Annotated in this window: 10 protein-coding genes; 8 read left to right on the top strand and 2 right to left on the bottom strand. The window is 56.3% G+C overall.

What is annotated here, in order from left to right:
* Positions 1 to 112: 112 nt before the first annotated feature.
* From ABD735_RS14720 to ABD735_RS14695, 6 genes are all read left to right on the top strand, one after another.
* Positions 113 to 1,723: an ABC transporter substrate-binding protein gene (locus ABD735_RS14720; RefSeq protein ID WP_425548617.1), complete on the top strand. Its 1,611-nt coding sequence runs from the start codon at positions 113 to 115 to the stop codon at positions 1,721 to 1,723.
* Between the two features lies 1 nt (position 1,724).
* Positions 1,725 to 2,708 carry an ABC transporter permease gene (locus ABD735_RS14715; RefSeq protein WP_344807740.1) on the top strand — a complete coding sequence of 328 codons (984 nt, stop codon included), beginning with the start codon at positions 1,725 to 1,727 and terminating at the stop codon, positions 2,706 to 2,708.
* On the top strand, positions 2,705 to 3,673 hold the full coding sequence (locus tag ABD735_RS14710) for an ABC transporter permease (protein WP_344807738.1): 969 nt from the start codon (positions 2,705 to 2,707) through the stop codon (positions 3,671 to 3,673). The genes ABD735_RS14715 and ABD735_RS14710 overlap by 4 nt, the downstream gene beginning before the upstream one ends.
* A gap of 2 nt (positions 3,674 to 3,675) precedes the next feature.
* A complete protein-coding gene (locus ABD735_RS14705) occupies positions 3,676 to 4,683 on the top strand; it encodes an ABC transporter ATP-binding protein (RefSeq protein WP_344807736.1) in 1,008 nt (335 codons plus the stop codon).
* The gene (locus tag ABD735_RS14700; RefSeq protein ID WP_344807734.1) at positions 4,680 to 5,729 is read left to right on the top strand and encodes an ABC transporter ATP-binding protein; all 1,050 of its coding nucleotides are present in this window, start codon (positions 4,680 to 4,682) and stop codon (positions 5,727 to 5,729) included. Before ABD735_RS14705 ends, ABD735_RS14700 begins: the two co-directional genes overlap by 4 nt.
* A gap of 388 nt (positions 5,730 to 6,117) precedes the next feature.
* A complete protein-coding gene (locus ABD735_RS14695; RefSeq protein WP_344807732.1) occupies positions 6,118 to 9,945 on the top strand; it encodes a DUF7467 domain-containing protein in 3,828 nt (1,275 codons plus the stop codon).
* Between the two features lie 140 nt (positions 9,946 to 10,085).
* Here the strand turns inward: ABD735_RS14695 and ABD735_RS14690 are convergent, their stop codons facing one another.
* On the bottom strand, positions 10,086 to 12,002 hold the full coding sequence (locus ABD735_RS14690) for an acyltransferase family protein (protein WP_344807730.1): 1,917 nt from the start codon (positions 12,000 to 12,002) through the stop codon (positions 10,086 to 10,088).
* Entirely contained in the window at positions 11,999 to 12,148 is a 150-nt protein-coding gene (locus ABD735_RS14685; protein ID WP_344807728.1) for a hypothetical protein, read from the bottom strand. The genes ABD735_RS14690 and ABD735_RS14685 overlap by 4 nt, the downstream gene beginning before the upstream one ends.
* Positions 12,149 to 13,372: 1,224 nt before the next feature.
* Here ABD735_RS14685 and ABD735_RS14680 point away from each other — a divergent pair.
* Positions 13,373 to 13,759, top strand: a complete 387-nt coding sequence (locus tag ABD735_RS14680) for a hypothetical protein (RefSeq protein ID WP_344807726.1) — start codon at positions 13,373 to 13,375, stop codon at positions 13,757 to 13,759.
* Positions 13,760 to 14,111: 352 nt separating this feature from the next.
* Complete coding sequence (locus tag ABD735_RS14675; protein WP_344807724.1) at positions 14,112 to 15,131, top strand: hypothetical protein; 1,020 nt, start codon at positions 14,112 to 14,114, stop codon at positions 15,129 to 15,131.
* Positions 15,132 to 15,295: the final 164 nt, after the last annotated feature.

Here is a 15,295-nt window from a genome sequence, read left to right as displayed (position 1 = left end):
TTTTTCGATTGGCCTAAACGAAACGAAAGTTTTAGCTTGTTGGAGTCCCAGGCTCGAAGAAGCTGCAAACGGCGAATGAAGTGCAACCGCAAATAACACACAGGATGCTGTCATGAACAAGCTCACCACCAGATTGAGCAGGGCTGAAAAGCCAGCTCTGAAACCCTTCCGGCGTAACATCCTTGCGGCTGTGACCGCGCTGACCATGGCGCTCGCAGTGCCAGCCATCGCCGAAGCCAAGACGCTCAAACTTGCCTGGGATGCGGATCCCGTCTCCCTGGACCCGCATGAGCAGCTGTCCGGTGCCACCTTGCAGCTATCGCACATGGTGTTCGATCCGCTCATTCGTTTCGATAAATCAATGGCGTTCGAGCCCAGACTGGCAGAGTCATTCGAGCAGGTCGACGACAAGACCATGCGCTTCAAACTCCGCAAGGGCGTGACATTTCACTCAGGCAATCCCTTCACCGCCGAAGATGTCAAATGGACGCTGAACCGGCTCAAGGCATCAGCCGACTTCAAGGCCATCTTTGAGCAGATCGCAGAGGCCAAGGTCATCGATGACCATACGGTCGACCTGGTTGCGAAAGCAGCTTTTCCCCTCACGCTGAATACGGCGACCTATATTTTCCCGATGGACAGCAAGTTCTACACCGGCCAGGACGAGGAGGGCCGTGACAAGAGTGCTACGGCCAAGCATGGTGACGCCTTCGCCGCCCGCAATGTTTCTGGCACGGGCCCCTTTATGGTGGCTTCACGCGAACAGGGCGTGAAGACCGTGTTCGAGCGCAACAAGGATTACTGGGACGAGGATTCTCCAGGCAACATCGACAGCATCGTGCTGACACCCATTGCCGAAGATCCCACTCGCGTAGCTGCGCTGCTGTCTGGCGATGTTGACTTCATATCACCAGTGCCGCCCAACGATCTGGAGCGAATCAGGCAGAGTGACAATGCAAAGCTGTACACCCTCAGTGGCACCCGCATCATCCTGTTCCAACTCAATCAGGAACGGGTAAAGGCCTTTGCTGATCCACGGGTTCGCCAGGCCGTCACCTATGCAGTGAATCAGGAAGGCATCGTCAAGAAGATCATGAAGGATTTCGCCACGCCCGCGGAGCAGCTCAGCCCGGACTCCTACGATGGCCACAATGAGTCTTTGAAGCCGCGCTTCGATATCGAAAAAGCCAAGCAGCTGATGAAAGAGGCTGGCTACGAGAAAGGCTTCAAGGTGTCGATGATTGCGCCCAACAACCGCTATGTAAATGATGAGAAGATCGCCCAGGCAGTCGCGACCATGCTCGCCAAGATCAACATCGATGTCGATCTGAAAACCATGCCGAAAGCCCAGTACTGGCCTGCCTATGATGAGCGCACGGCTGATATCCAGATGATTGGCTGGCATGCGGACACCGAAGATTCGAACAACTTCTTCGAATTCCTCGTCGCCTGCCCGGACAAGAAGACCGGTCTCGGCCAGTACAATAGCGGCCAATACTGCAACAAGGCTGTCGATGAAAAGATCATGCAGGCCAGTACCATGACCGACATGGACAAGCGGGCGAAGCTCATGCAGGAGATCGAAAAGATGCTGTATGACGATGCTGCCTTCGTTCCACTGCATTGGCAGGATCTAGCCTGGGCGGCCAAGCCAAACGTGGATGCCGAACCTATCCTGAACGTCATGGACTTCCCATACTTCGGCGACCTGAAGATCAACTAGCATGCTGGCATTTCTGATCAGGCGTCTGTTCCAGGGACTGGTGGTGATGTTCGTCATCAGCCTGATCAGTTTCTCGATTCAGGATAATCTCGGAGACCCACTGCGCGAACTCGTCGGGCAGTCGGTCTCCGAGGTAGAACGCGATGCGCTGCGTGAAGAGCTGGGGCTGAATGATCCCTTCCTCATGCAGTACAGCCGCTTTCTCGGCAAGGCGGTGCAGGGCGATCTTGGCACCTCCTACTTTTTCAAGGAGCCGGCACTGACGGTTATCCTGAAGAAGCTGCCAGCGACACTGGAGCTCGTTGCTGGAGCCACTTTATTAATCGTTATATTCTCGGTGCCGCTGGGCGTCTATTCAGCAATAAAGCCCCGCAGTCTGCTGACCAGAATCGTCATGGGTGTGAGTATCGTGGGCATCTCGGTGCCGGTCTTCCTCACAGCCATTCTGCTAGTGTACATTTTCGCAATACAGCTGGGTCTCATGCCATCGTATGGGCGCGGCGAGTTGGTGCATGTGTTCGGCTACTGGGATACCGGCTTTCTTACAAGTGATGGACTGCTGCATCTGGTGCTGCCCTCGATTGCGCTCTCATCGATCATGATGCCGCTGTTCATTCGCCTCATCCGGGCCGAAATGCTCGAAGTGCTGAGTGCGGACTATGTTCGCTTCGCCCGCGCGAAGGGCCTGAGGCTCAGCCGTATCTACTTTCTACACGCCCTCAAGAACACCATGCTGCCAGTCATTACGGTGGGCGGGGTGCAGATCGGTACGATGGTGGCCTATACCATACTCACCGAACGTGTGTTCCAGTGGCCGGGAATGGGCTTCATGTTTCTCGAAGCCGTCAACCGCGTTGATACGCCCCTTATCGTGGCCTACCTGATCGTCGTCGGGCTGATTTTCGTGGTCACCAATACCCTGGTCGACCTGGTGTATGGATTGGTGAACCCCACGGTTCGGCTGACGCAGGGGGCGCCGGCATGACCGACACACCCAACATCGTGCCAATGGTGCTGCCTGACAAGGCCTCGAAACTGAAGCAGTTCAGGGAGTCGCATTTCTGGCATCGATTCAGACAGGACAAGGTCGCGATCGTCAGTTTCACGATGCTGCTGGTGCTCATCATCCTGAGTGTCGGGGCAGGGCTGTTTGCCCCCTATGATCCCTACGATCTCTCACAGATCGATATTCTCGATTCCGAACTGCCGCCAGTGTGGATCGAGAACGATGACAACGACGGACGCTTCCTGCTGGGGACAGATGCGCAGGGCCGCGACCTTTTCAGTACCATTCTCTATGGCATGCGGATTTCGCTCACAATCGGGCTTTTCGCCGTGCTGCTGCAGGCCATCATCGGCATTGTGATCGGGCTGCTGGCCGGCTATTACGGTGGTCGGCTGGATTCCCTCCTGATGCGCTTTGCCGATGTACAGCTTTCGTTTTCCACGCTCATGGTCGCCATCATCGTACTCGCCGTTTTTCAGGCGGCCTTTGGTGCAGAGCTGTATCAGCAACTGGCGCTCATCATGCTCATCGTCGTCATCGGTATCGCCGAGTGGCCGCAGTATGCCCGCACCATCCGCGCCTCGGTGCTGGCGGAGAAAAACAAGGAGTATGTCGAGGCGGCCCAGGTTATCGGCCTGAGTTCCAGGCGTATCATGTTTCGCCACATTCTACCCAATACCCTGTCGCCGATACTGGTCATCTCCACCGTGCAGGTGGCCAACGCCATCATCGCTGAAGCCTCGTTGTCCTTCCTCGGCCTGGGCATGCCTGTTTCGCAGCCATCGCTCGGCTCGCTCATATCCAGCGGCTTCGACTATATCTTCTCGGGATCGTGGTGGATCACCATCATTCCTGGCATCGCACTCGTCGTCCTCGTGCTGGTCATGAACCTGCTGGGCGACTGGTTGCGAGATGTGCTCAACCCACGACTTTATAAAGGCTGAGCATGGCATTACTCGAGGTTGACAACCTGGTCGTGAAGTTCGGCCACCGGCATGGCGCGGTCACCGCCATCAGGGGCATCAGTTTCTCAGTGGAGCGCGGCGAGCGCCTGGGCATCGTGGGTGAGTCGGGTGCCGGCAAGTCGGTGGCCGCCTTTTCGATTCTCGATCTGCTTAGCGAGCCGGGTTTCGTAGCCGCTGGTCATATTCGTTTCGACGGTCAGGATTTGCGTGCCCTCAATAGTGAAGCGCTGCGTCAGGTGAGAGGGCAGCGTATCAGCATGATATTTCAGGATCCGATGATGACCCTGAATCCCGTGCTGAGCATCGGCGTGCAGATGATCGAATGCCTGAAGGCCCACCGCAGGATCTCGACCAGTGCCGCCAGAGACATCGCGCTGGAAAAGCTTCGGCTGGTGCAGATGCCGTCACCTGAGAAGCGGCTCGATCAGTATCCCCATGAGTTGTCCGGCGGTATGAAGCAGCGCATCATTATCGCGATCGCGCTCCTGCTTGATCCGGAGCTGATCATTGCTGATGAGCCGACCACCGCGCTAGACGTCACCATACAGGCTGAAATCATGCAGCTCTTGCTGGATCTGTGTTCACAGCAACACCTGGCGCTGATACTCATCACTCATGATCTCGGCGTGGTCTCTCAGATTACCGACCGAACACTGGTTATGTACGCTGGCCGAATCATCGAGCAGGGGCCGACCAAGGGTATCATCAACGATCCTCAGCACCCTTATACACAGGGCCTCATCAGGGCACTACCACAGCAGACACTGCCCGGGGAGCGGCTGAACCAGATTCCCGGCAGCATGCCGACGCTCGAACACCTGCCGTCTGGTTGCGCCTTCCATCCACGCTGTGCCTATGTTCGGGCACGCTGTGACTCCGTGGTGCCGGGCTTTACGCAAGCAGGAGAATCACTCGCTGCCTGTCATATGGTGGAAGATCTGGTGAAGGATCCTGGCGCAGTGCTGATCGAGACGGAGCGCGGGCAATGAGCGATCTGGTCGAAATCCATAACATCAGCAAGCGCTTCGCCATCCATGGTGACCTGCTTGATCAGCTGACCTTTGAGGACGGACGACTCCGACGCAAGCGCGAGTATGTGCATGCAGTCAATGACGTGTCGCTGACAGTCAGAAAGGGCGAAGCGCTGTGCGTCGTGGGGGAGTCCGGCTGTGGTAAATCCACGCTGGCCCGTCTGGTCATCGGTCTACTGCGGCCTAGCAGCGGCAAGGTGATTTACGACGGCGAGCGTATCGACGACATGACCGGCGCAGAGCGGAAACCCTATCACCGTCGCATGCAGATGATCTTCCAGAATCCCTATGCTTCACTGAACCCGCGCATGACGATTACCCAGACTCTGGAAGAGCCGCTACGCTGGCATCAACCAGAGCTCTCGCGCAATGAATACATGGCCAAAATTGCAGAAGTGATGGCCTCAGTTGGTATCGATGCATCGTGGGGAAGCCGCTACCCGCATGAGTTCTCCGGCGGTCAGCGCCAGCGTATCAGTATTGCCCGAGCACTGGTGGTCGACCCTGAATTCATTGTGGCCGATGAGCCGATTTCCGCTCTCGATGTATCGATACAGGCACAGGTGCTCAATCTGATGTCGAGCGCTCAGGAGGAACGGTCACTCACCTATCTCTTCATCACCCACGATCTGGCAGTGGTGGAGCATTTCGCCAGCAGGGTGGCGGTGATGTACCTCGGTACGCTCTGCGAGCTGGCGCCGGCAAGAGCTCTGTTTGCCAGCCCGCAACATCCGTATACCCGTGCCCTGTTGAGTGCGATTCCAAGGTTGCGCGACGAACGGCCAGCCTTCATCAGACTCGAAGGCGAGGTGCCTACGCCGGTACATCTACCTTCAGGTTGCGTGTTTCATCAGCGTTGCCCGTATGCTAACGAACGCTGTCGCCGGGAAGTGCCAAGGCTCGAAGCCTTGCCGGGGCAGGTGAGCCCTGATCAGCCGAAGGGTGCCAGAATCAGCGCTGAACACCTGGTAGCCTGTCACGCTGTTCAGGAACGCCGGATCTAGACTCTGTCAGGGGAGTTGGGCCTGCGCCATCAAAGCCTTCGCTACCCGAAGCCCGTGTATGGCCGATGAACAGAACGATGAGAATCAGTGTTGCGAGGACCCAGGAATAGCGCTGCTGGGGACCACCGTGAATATTCATTTCGCCAAACTCCTTTTGTAGTCGCGATCATCGCATGGTGTGTGACATCTGTCTGATAAGACGGACACATCTCTGATTCAAACCACAGTCCGCAGTCCATTTTGATTCAACTTTTTTAATTAATTGGATGCACTGCATCACAGTTCCCGTAGCATCATCAGTTAGTTCATGAGCACTGATTGACGCTCCTGTAAGGTCCGCGAAACTAAAAAAAATACCGGTTTCAGCGCTCACTACAGGACAGAACACATGATCAGAACATCATTGGCCGCTTTTCAGCGGCAATGCTCGATGGCGATGGGGCTTGCTTTACTGGCATCGTCAACCCAGCTTCTTGCCGATGGCAATGAAACGCTCGGTCCTCCAGGTATTGCCATCGCCCAGGGAACCGGGGTCCTCATGGCCGGTACCGGACTTGGCACCCAGCCAGGTGAAATCAATCTCAGCATCCCGTCTGGCGCCACGATCGAGCAGGTGCTGTTGTACTGGGAAGGCATGGATAAAGCTGCAGGTGATTCGAGCGCTCTGGTCAACGGCCTGAACGTCGAGGGGACACGGATCGGTGGTCCAACCAAATGGGGCGGCACCGGTTTCAGCACGACCTACCGTGCAGACATCACCGCGCTGGGCTTAATCGGGCCAGGTGAAAATACTCTGATAATCGATGGGCTCGCGTTTTCCAGGATCGCCAACGGCGCCGGCGTGCTCGTCATTGTCGATGATGGCGGGCAAAAGACCGGCATCGATCTGCGCGACGGCAATGACGTCGCCTATAAATACTGGTCCGGCTCACTCAGCAGCACTGTGCCCCAGACTTATACCTTCGCCCCCGCTGCCATCGAGCGCACTGGCTCCATGACAATGGCGGTCTCTTCGATCTCCGGCACGGTGTCGACTGGCGAGTTCCGTCCGAGCGCCATCGACCTCACAGTGGCTGGTGCCACCACCACTTTCGATAACGTACTCGACAGCGTGGATGGGCAGGAGTGGGACACGCTGGTGCTCCCGGTCATTGTACCGGCCGGTGCGACCAGTCTGACAGCCCAGCTGTTTTCTGAAGACCGTCTCGACGTAGGTGGCAATCCGGCATCATTGGCCTGGAATGCGGCCATATTGACGCTTGATCCACCGCCGCAGCCAGTGATTGAACTCTGTACGCTGGTCACCCTTGCGCCAGACATGATCAGCGGATTTTCCGACGCCGACAGTATTGCCAGCGATGTCTGTGATCGCTTTTCCCAGGCTGTGCCGGTTGGCATCGCGGGCGCCGTCGACGGCACCTATCAGCTCGTGGTCCACAATACAGGCTCCGAGCGACTCGTCGACATCGTGCTCGATTCGACAGATTTCAATCTTGCCAATGTGGCCATCCCTGCCAGCTGCGGTTCACTGGATCCAGGTGAGAGCTGCGTGATTTCAGTAGATGACCCGAGCGGCGCCTATCTTGGCCTGAATCAGCCTGATGTGTGTCCATTCGGTGGCGACGTCAACAAGATGGCTAGCGTGAAAGGGCGTGGCGAGACCAGCGGCCTGTCGGTCAGCGATGACGATCCTGCCATGGTTCGCTGCGTCACAGAACCACACATCAGCATCATCAAGGAAGTTAGACTGACCGGAGGGCAGTTCGTCGATGCGAATACGCCTGAGGCAGGTCCTGCCGGCCAGCTCGGTGCAGATGCAGAATATCGCTTTACTGTTCGCAACGATGGCACTGAAACACTCGTGAATCCGCGTATTACCGATGCGGCCCTCGGACTGTCAGACGTCACTGTTGGCGTGGCTACCCTCGCGCCTGGCGCATCGGTAGTGCTCGACAGGACCATCAGCGGGTATTCGGCGCTGTATGCTGCCGGACGCTGCAACACGATTGGTGTTCATCTCAATACTGCGAAAGTGACCGCGACTGGTGAGCTGAGTGCGACACCGGTGGAAGCTGAAGATCCTGCTTATATCAGCTGTGAGCAGCCACAGATTGAACTGCTCAAGCAGGTCAGCCTCGACGGTATCAATTTCTTCGATGCCGATGCTGCCAGCGACGCTGATGTACCAGTAGGTATTGTTGGCCTCACCGATGCTCACTACCGCTTTATCGTAAAGAACATTGGATCAGAGCTTCTGGGCTCGGTAAGAATTCGTGACGAGGCACTCGGCATCGACGTGGTGATCGAGGATCTGGCCAGCGGCGAAACCCGGATACTGGAAGCAGGCGATGCCGGCTTCGGCAGCCTGTTTCAGCCTGGTCGTTGTGAAGGTCAGCCAGGTAACAAGGCGAACGTGGCCAGAGTAGACGCTCAGGGCACCGTGACCGGCGCCGCTGTCAGTGATGAAAATCCTGCCAACGTCCGCTGCATCACCGGTCCGGCGATTCTCCTGCTCAAGCAGGTCAGTCTGAACGGATCCGAGCCATGGTTCGATGCCGATACGGCAGAGGCCGCTCCTGTAGCCGAGCTCGGTGCAGACGCTCACTACCGCCTGCTGCTGCGCAACGTCGGTGATGAAGACCTCACTGATCTCGTCATCAATGATCCTGCGCTAAACATCAGCAATGTGGCTGTGAGCGATCTGCCAGCAGGTTCTGAGCTGGCCCTTACAGCATTGGACAGCGGTCTGGCTCGTCTGAAGTCATCGGGTCGCTGCGATGCTGTTGGTGCCAAGCTGAACGTCGCTGCGGTCAGCGGCAACGGAGCGGTGACTGGTGTGACTGTCAGTGATGATGATCCAGCCTACATCAACTGCGAGGCTCCGGTAAGCTGCGCCTTATCGATCGACAAGACCTGTGTCGTGAAAACCGAACAGACTGATGACAAGCTGTGTACAGCTGCCATTTCAGCGACGACTCTGCGGTATATCGGGCCGTCGGTATCCAATGCGACCGTGAGCTTTAGCGGAAAAGATGGCGGCGATGCCGTGTACTCGAACATCAATCTGGAGAGTAAGGTCTCGCTGCTGACCATGCCTTCAGAAAACGGCTTCACGATTGACGCCGGTGTTGGCGAAAAGCTCGGCTCAAAGACGACGATAACCATCAACGGACAGGAGGAAATCATCCACACCAGTTGTTCCGCGGTATACGTGGCTGGCCAGCCAGCACCTCTGGATGGCAATACGCCGCGCCCTGCCAACAGCGAGAAAGGTGATCCGTCACCAAACTGGGAAGTGGTCAATTTCCGCCAGAAAGATGACGTCGTCATGGTTGAGACGCCTCAAAACGGCAATGCTGCAGACAGCTGTTCGGTCCCGCACAGCGGCGCAGAAGTGGTCTTCCGATACAAGGTTCGTAACCTGGGCTCGACAGCAGTCGATCTGTCATCCGTGCTCGACGACAAGCTCGGCGAAATGTTGTCTTCAGCGTCTACCCTGGCTGCAGGCGAGACGACGATTGTGAGAAGTTCGCCTGTGTTCATCAAGAGCACTGTGACCAATACGGCCGTGGCGACTGGTACGGTGGCCAGTAACTCAGCTGTGAGTTGTGCGGCAAGCGATGCGGTCACTGTCACTCGTGATGAGCCGCCAGTGCGCTCCTGTGAAGATGGCAAGCCGGTGGAACTGGTGTTCGAATACACCGGCCAGGCCTGTGAGGCTTCGCCAGCGAATGATCAGGATGGCAAGTTCAGCTGTTCAGGACAGCCTGATGCCAGTAAGCCAGTCCGGATCGTTGCAGAGTCCGCCAACTCGTCACCGAGCGGTGAACTGATCGGCGTAGGTGGTTTCGTGACGGTGACGGCGAATGGCAAGTTCGACGCCCAGACTGACTTCAGCATCATCCAGGGCGGCAAGACAGTGCAGGATCTTTCAATGCACCTGAGCTGCTCGAAGGCACTGAATGTTGGTGATCGTTTCGGTAGCCTGATACTGCGAACTTTCGTGCGGGGAGAGGGCGGAAAGCACGGCCACAAGCCGAAGCACGGCAAGAAGCATGACGACAATAAAAAGCATGATGACAAGAAAAAGCATGACGACAAGAAGTCGAAGCACGACGATAAAAAGTCGAAGCACGACGACAAGAAGCCAAAGCATGATGACAAGAAATCAAAGCACGACGGTAAGAAGCACGACGAGAAGAAGCACGGTAAGTAGAACTGACTGAAGGTCTTTCGAGCGGGCATATTTGCCCGCTTTTTTTTGCCCTGAAAAAGCTGACGCCTAATCCATTCCAAAGCGCACGGTGGCGTTTTCTTCGCGGACCTCTTCGGCCCAGCGCCTGACACCACCAGCCCTCAGGCCAGCGGTGGTTGCCTGAGAAAGGACGATCGCAGACGCGAGATGACATGACGAGAGCCATCCTGACTGAGGTGCGCCTGGTCGGAGTAGATGAGGTGGCGCTCAGGGTCCAGGTTTTCGCAGGCCTGCTTCTGGCACAGCGCATCAAAGGGATCGACGAACACGAAGGCGCCTGAATCCTCCGCCAGCTGTCGCAACTGCCTGTTGAAGACGCGATTCTTTTTCAGCTCGCCCTGATCGATCCCCGTTCTGGTGAAGCTGTCATAGTCGCGCCCTGTCAGCGCTGGCAGGTTGGGCCTGAACAGCACATCGAACAGATCAACACCGTTTGTACTCGGCACGTTGCCGATGACCACCAGTTGCGATGGCGCTATCTGCGCCTTTAGCTCAAGGATGCCCTGGAACAGCGTTTCACCATCGATACGCTGATGCAGGGGCTTGCCATATTGATCCAGCTTGTCAGCCATCTCCAGTTGATACAGCCAGGCATGCGAAACGATAACCAGAGGTGGCTTTTCTGCCGAATTGATGTAGCTCATGGCCTTTTTGAACGCCGATGGGCACAAGCGATTCCAGTCCTGCCCCACAGAGTTGCGGGTGAACCCCGGCAAATGCAGGCAACTCGTTCCCGAAGCGATGAACATAGAGCGGCCAAAAGGCTCTGCCAGCTCTCTATAGATGCCTTCTGCGTAGTGACGCCCGTGACTGTCTCCAATCAGAACAATATCAGCACCCTCAGGGTCCTGTTCTGCTTCCGCAACGGCGCCGTAGTAGGGAAAGCCATAGCCGCCATAGTGTTCCCGACTGAAATCACTGCCGTCGCCTTCTATGACAACCGCTACCGGATTATCGACGCGCCAGTTCCAGCCCTCCGTGACCTGCATATGCATGCCGAGCGCTACATTGAAGCCGGTGATGGCGACCGTAGCGACCACCCAGCGCGGAGCCGTCAGCGCCAGTTTCCCGTTTCTGGCCGGCGTTTCCACCCAACGATAAGTCGCGTAGGCCAGAGCAAACGACAGCGCCACGATGCCGAACTGATCGATCAGGCTGAACTCACCGCTGATCATGAGATATCGCCAGAACACCGTGACCGGCCAGTGAACCAGGTAGAGCGAATAACTGATCAGGCCAATCCAGACCATGAGGGGGTTCTGCAACATGCCGACGAGTCGACTGTTGCCGCCAGAATGGATCACCAATGCCGTGCCCAGGCAGGGCAGAAGCGCGCTATGCGCGGGAAACAGGATGTCTTCATGGAAAAAGAAGATCGAGTAGCCGATCAAGCCGAGGCCAACGAGCATCAGCACATCGCTGACCAGCTGGCGTTTGGGCTGCACGTGCATGAACCAGACCGTCAGAGCACCGATGATAAATTCGAATACTCTGAATGGGAGGAGATAGAAGATCGTGCCCTTGCCATTGGCAAGATAGTTTGCAAGCCACGGCGCATGCGTGGATAGGAGACTGACATTGCCATCGGCGAACTTGAAGTTGAGATACAGGCTCACGCCGCCTGCGCCCACCAGGAGCCAGGGAATCCAGCGAACCTTGATATACCTGAGCAGCAAGAGCAGGGTGAGCGGCCAGATGAGATAAAACTGCTCTTCCACGCTCAGGCTCCAGGTATGCAGGAGCGGCTTGAGCCGGGTGGCGCTGTCGAAATAGTCGGCTTCCGCCAGGAAAAAGAAGTTGGAAATACTGAGTACAGCAGCAGCCAGTGATGAGCCGAAGCGTTCCAGATGCAGCGGAGAGAGAATGACAGTCGCTACCAGTGTCGTGGCCAGCAGCACGACCAGGAGCGCAGGCAAGAGCCGTTTGACCCGGCGGAGATAGAATTTGTCGAAGCGGAAGGTGCCAGTACGCTCGATTTCCGCATAGATCAAGCGTGTTATGAGAAAACCGCTGATCACGAAGAAAACATCGACGCCGACGAAGCCGCCTTTGAAGACCAGAAATCCGCGTGAAACAGAACAACAGCTAGCACGGCTATCGCCCGCAGACCGTCTACGTGTGGGAAATAGCCTTTGGCGAACACCGGTATCGTAAAGAGGTTCATCCTTTTCCTCTGAAGAGTTATCGCGAAGCCTCTCCTCGCGAGAGTAGCGATTGTACTTGATTTGCAGTGGTAGATGTTGCTGTGGGAAGTAGGTACTTGCGGGCCTGTCGCGGGCTTTTCACCACATCCCTTGGACTTTCTTGTCGTCGCCGCATGCACTGAGCATGAGGGCGCTGATCAGCCATGTGATAAGGATTATTGGCTTGCAATGAGTCGTAGGTGCTTCCCTTCGTTGATCGAACTGCTCGAATTCATGGCGCTGCAATCTGACTTGATCGCCACAGCTCATGTATCCGGATTGGGCCCTGAATCGGACGGAGACCATAAGGCTCTCGCATCTTCTTGGATAGCTAGTGCGCACAATCACTGATCCCAAATTGCAGGAACTTAACCCAATAGATGATTGATCCACTCAAAAGGCGTTCATACTATGCACTCTGCAGAGCCTGTCTCAGGCCCTGAATAATAAAATCAACTCGCACAAGGAAATCCCATGTTCGAACGAAAGCTTTGTTTAGCACTTTGTCTGGTGTTGCTCGCCGGCTGTGGTGGCGGTAGCAGTGGCGGTGGTGATAATCGGGGAACGCCCGTTCTGGGCGGTAGTTCGAGCGGGGACGGCTCAGATCTTGGTGGTACAGGCGCGGCAACGGAACTGGAAGGCGTGTGGGCGTCGTCCTGCCAGCCAGGTCAGGGCGACGTGGTGGATGGCTCCAATAAGATTACGGCGACGTTCGATAAGAATCGTTTTGAATCCCGGTTGGATTATTTCGACGATGGCGTCTGTGCAACACCGTCGACTACAACAGCGTCCCAGCGTTTCGCCGGGACCTTTGCCATTGGCTCGGCTGTCGCCACCTCCTCAGGACTCGAGGCCAAGGCGATCGATCTGAGAGTCGATTCAGCCAACGGTACCGCAACATCGACAACGCTCTACGACATTTTCTACCTTGACCAGGCAGGTCTGTATTTCGGTGCGGAGCAGGGTGCCACGCCTGAAAGCAGACCAACGACACTCGATTTTGATAGTTTGCTTACCAAGCAGGGTGGCGCGGCTGTGCCTGGCGCGGGGGGAGAGCCAGGTAGCGGCACTGATGAACCCGAGACGCCGGATGACGGTGGTGCTGAGAATCCCGGAACGCCAGGAAACGGCGGTGGTAGCGATGACGGTGGTACANTGGCACTGATGACGGTGGCACTGATGACGGTAATGCTCTGGCGCAGGCTTTGATCGGTGAATGGAAGGGGGCTTGTACTGCAAACCCGACGCCAGGGGGATCAAGCCACTATGTCGACCAGTACAGCTTTAGCGAGTCTGGTGTCGACTTCCGAGTCGAATACTATGAAGATCCGGATTGCACGGTGCAGCTCAGTGCCGGCGACAACAGCACTTTGCGTGGTGAGTACACGCTCGGTAGCCCGGTGACGACCGCCGAGGGCCTCGCGGCGAGGGAAATAAATTTCGTGTTTTCCGAGCTTGATGGTGAGGCCATCGGTCTCGAGTATCAGGACCTGGTAACCGTCGACGGTAATACGCTATATCTCGGTACTGAGTCCGAGACCGGTTCACGAACAGATTCCCTGAATCTGGAAGAGCCTTTACTGCGTCAGTAGTATTTCTTGAAGCGTCAGCTGTGGGTCAGCTGGCGCTGCCATCATTGATTGTATTGAATAAAATTTGGGCTTAGTCTTGTTGCCAATAGGTGGATCGGATGCTCCTGTTCATCATGAACGTTGACATCGTTCTTGCCCCCGTGAAGATGTTCGTTGTCCCAAATTCTGACCCAGCCATTTCGGCCGACCGCTGGACCCGAGGCGTGGGGCTTAGTGGGCCTACGCCTCGACCGTACCTCCCCAGAAACCAACCCAAAGGACGATTGCCTCTGTCCAAAGCTCTCCCTATCATGCAGCCTGCCGAGGCCTGACTCAGGAATCACAAAATAATCAAATCACACAAGGATGTCTTATGTTCGAACGTAAACAATGTTTCGCACTCTGCTTGGTTTTGCTCGCTGGTTGTGGCAGCGATGGCAAGAGCGGTGATGATGATGTGCAGACGCCACCGGTCACGGACAGTTCGAGTGAGGGTGGCTCCGAGCTTGGCGGGTCAGGTGAAGCCACGTTGCTCGAGGGTACGTGGATCGCTGAGTGTACCCCTGGACAGGGTGGCGAGACTGATGAGGGCTCCAGTCGCCAGAGCAGGATATTCGACAAGAACCGCTTTGAAATGGTCGTGAACTTTTACGACGACCCAGACTGCGCGACACCCTCCACCACTACTGAAGTACAACGAATGGGTGGCACCTTTGCCATCGGCACAGCCGTTGCCACTACCGATGGGCTCCAGGCCAGCGCGCTCGACATGCAGGTAGATCCTGTACCCGAAGATGCACCGCCGTCGACCCAGTACGATATTTTCTATGTTGATTCGGCCGGGCTCTACTTTGGTAATGAATTTGCCGCGACACCTGAAAGCCGAACAACGACGCTCGATCTGGACCGAGTCTTCACGCTTCAGGGTGGTGCAGGTGATGTGCCAGTCAGTGGTACAGATGGTATGGATCCAGGCATACCTGAAGATAACAGCGCAGTTGCTCAGGCCCTCATCGGCCAGTGGAAGGGACAATGCACCGAGAACTCGACGAGGCGTGGCGCGGCATACTATGCCGGCGCGTATAATTTCACTGAAAGCGGCGTCGAGTATCTCACTTATGCCTATGACAATGCAGACTGTGTCGGAGAGCCCACCGCCATCAGGACTACCGTTAATGGCCTTTACACACTCGGGTCGACAGTCACTACGACGGAAGGTATGCAGGCCACTGAAATAGGTTTCGAATTTTCGGAACTTAACGGCCAGCCATACAGTTTCGAAAGAACGGATATTCTAGCCGTTGGTGGCGGTAGCCTCTATCTAGGCGGCAAGCTCGAGAACGGCTCCCGAACTAATTCGCTCAATCTGGACCGTCCTTTTGTAAGTCAGTAATCTTCAGGCGTGCGTCGGTTGCTGCTTAGCTGACGCGATAGGCGCACGGTTCGACTGTGCGCCTATCCCCACGCGCCGATCGGCGCGTATCACAACGCGACATCCGGTGCGACTTAGAGCCGGATTCGCATCTTCATCGATGGGTTCGCCATTCCATCGACCGC

The sequence above is a fragment of the Allohahella marinimesophila genome, assembly GCF_039538005.1.
GTDB classification, from domain to species: domain Bacteria; phylum Pseudomonadota; class Gammaproteobacteria; order Pseudomonadales; family Oleiphilaceae; genus Allohahella; species Allohahella marinimesophila.
Note: the sequence above shows the minus strand (reverse complement) of the source record. Positions and strands in the feature narration are given on the sequence as shown.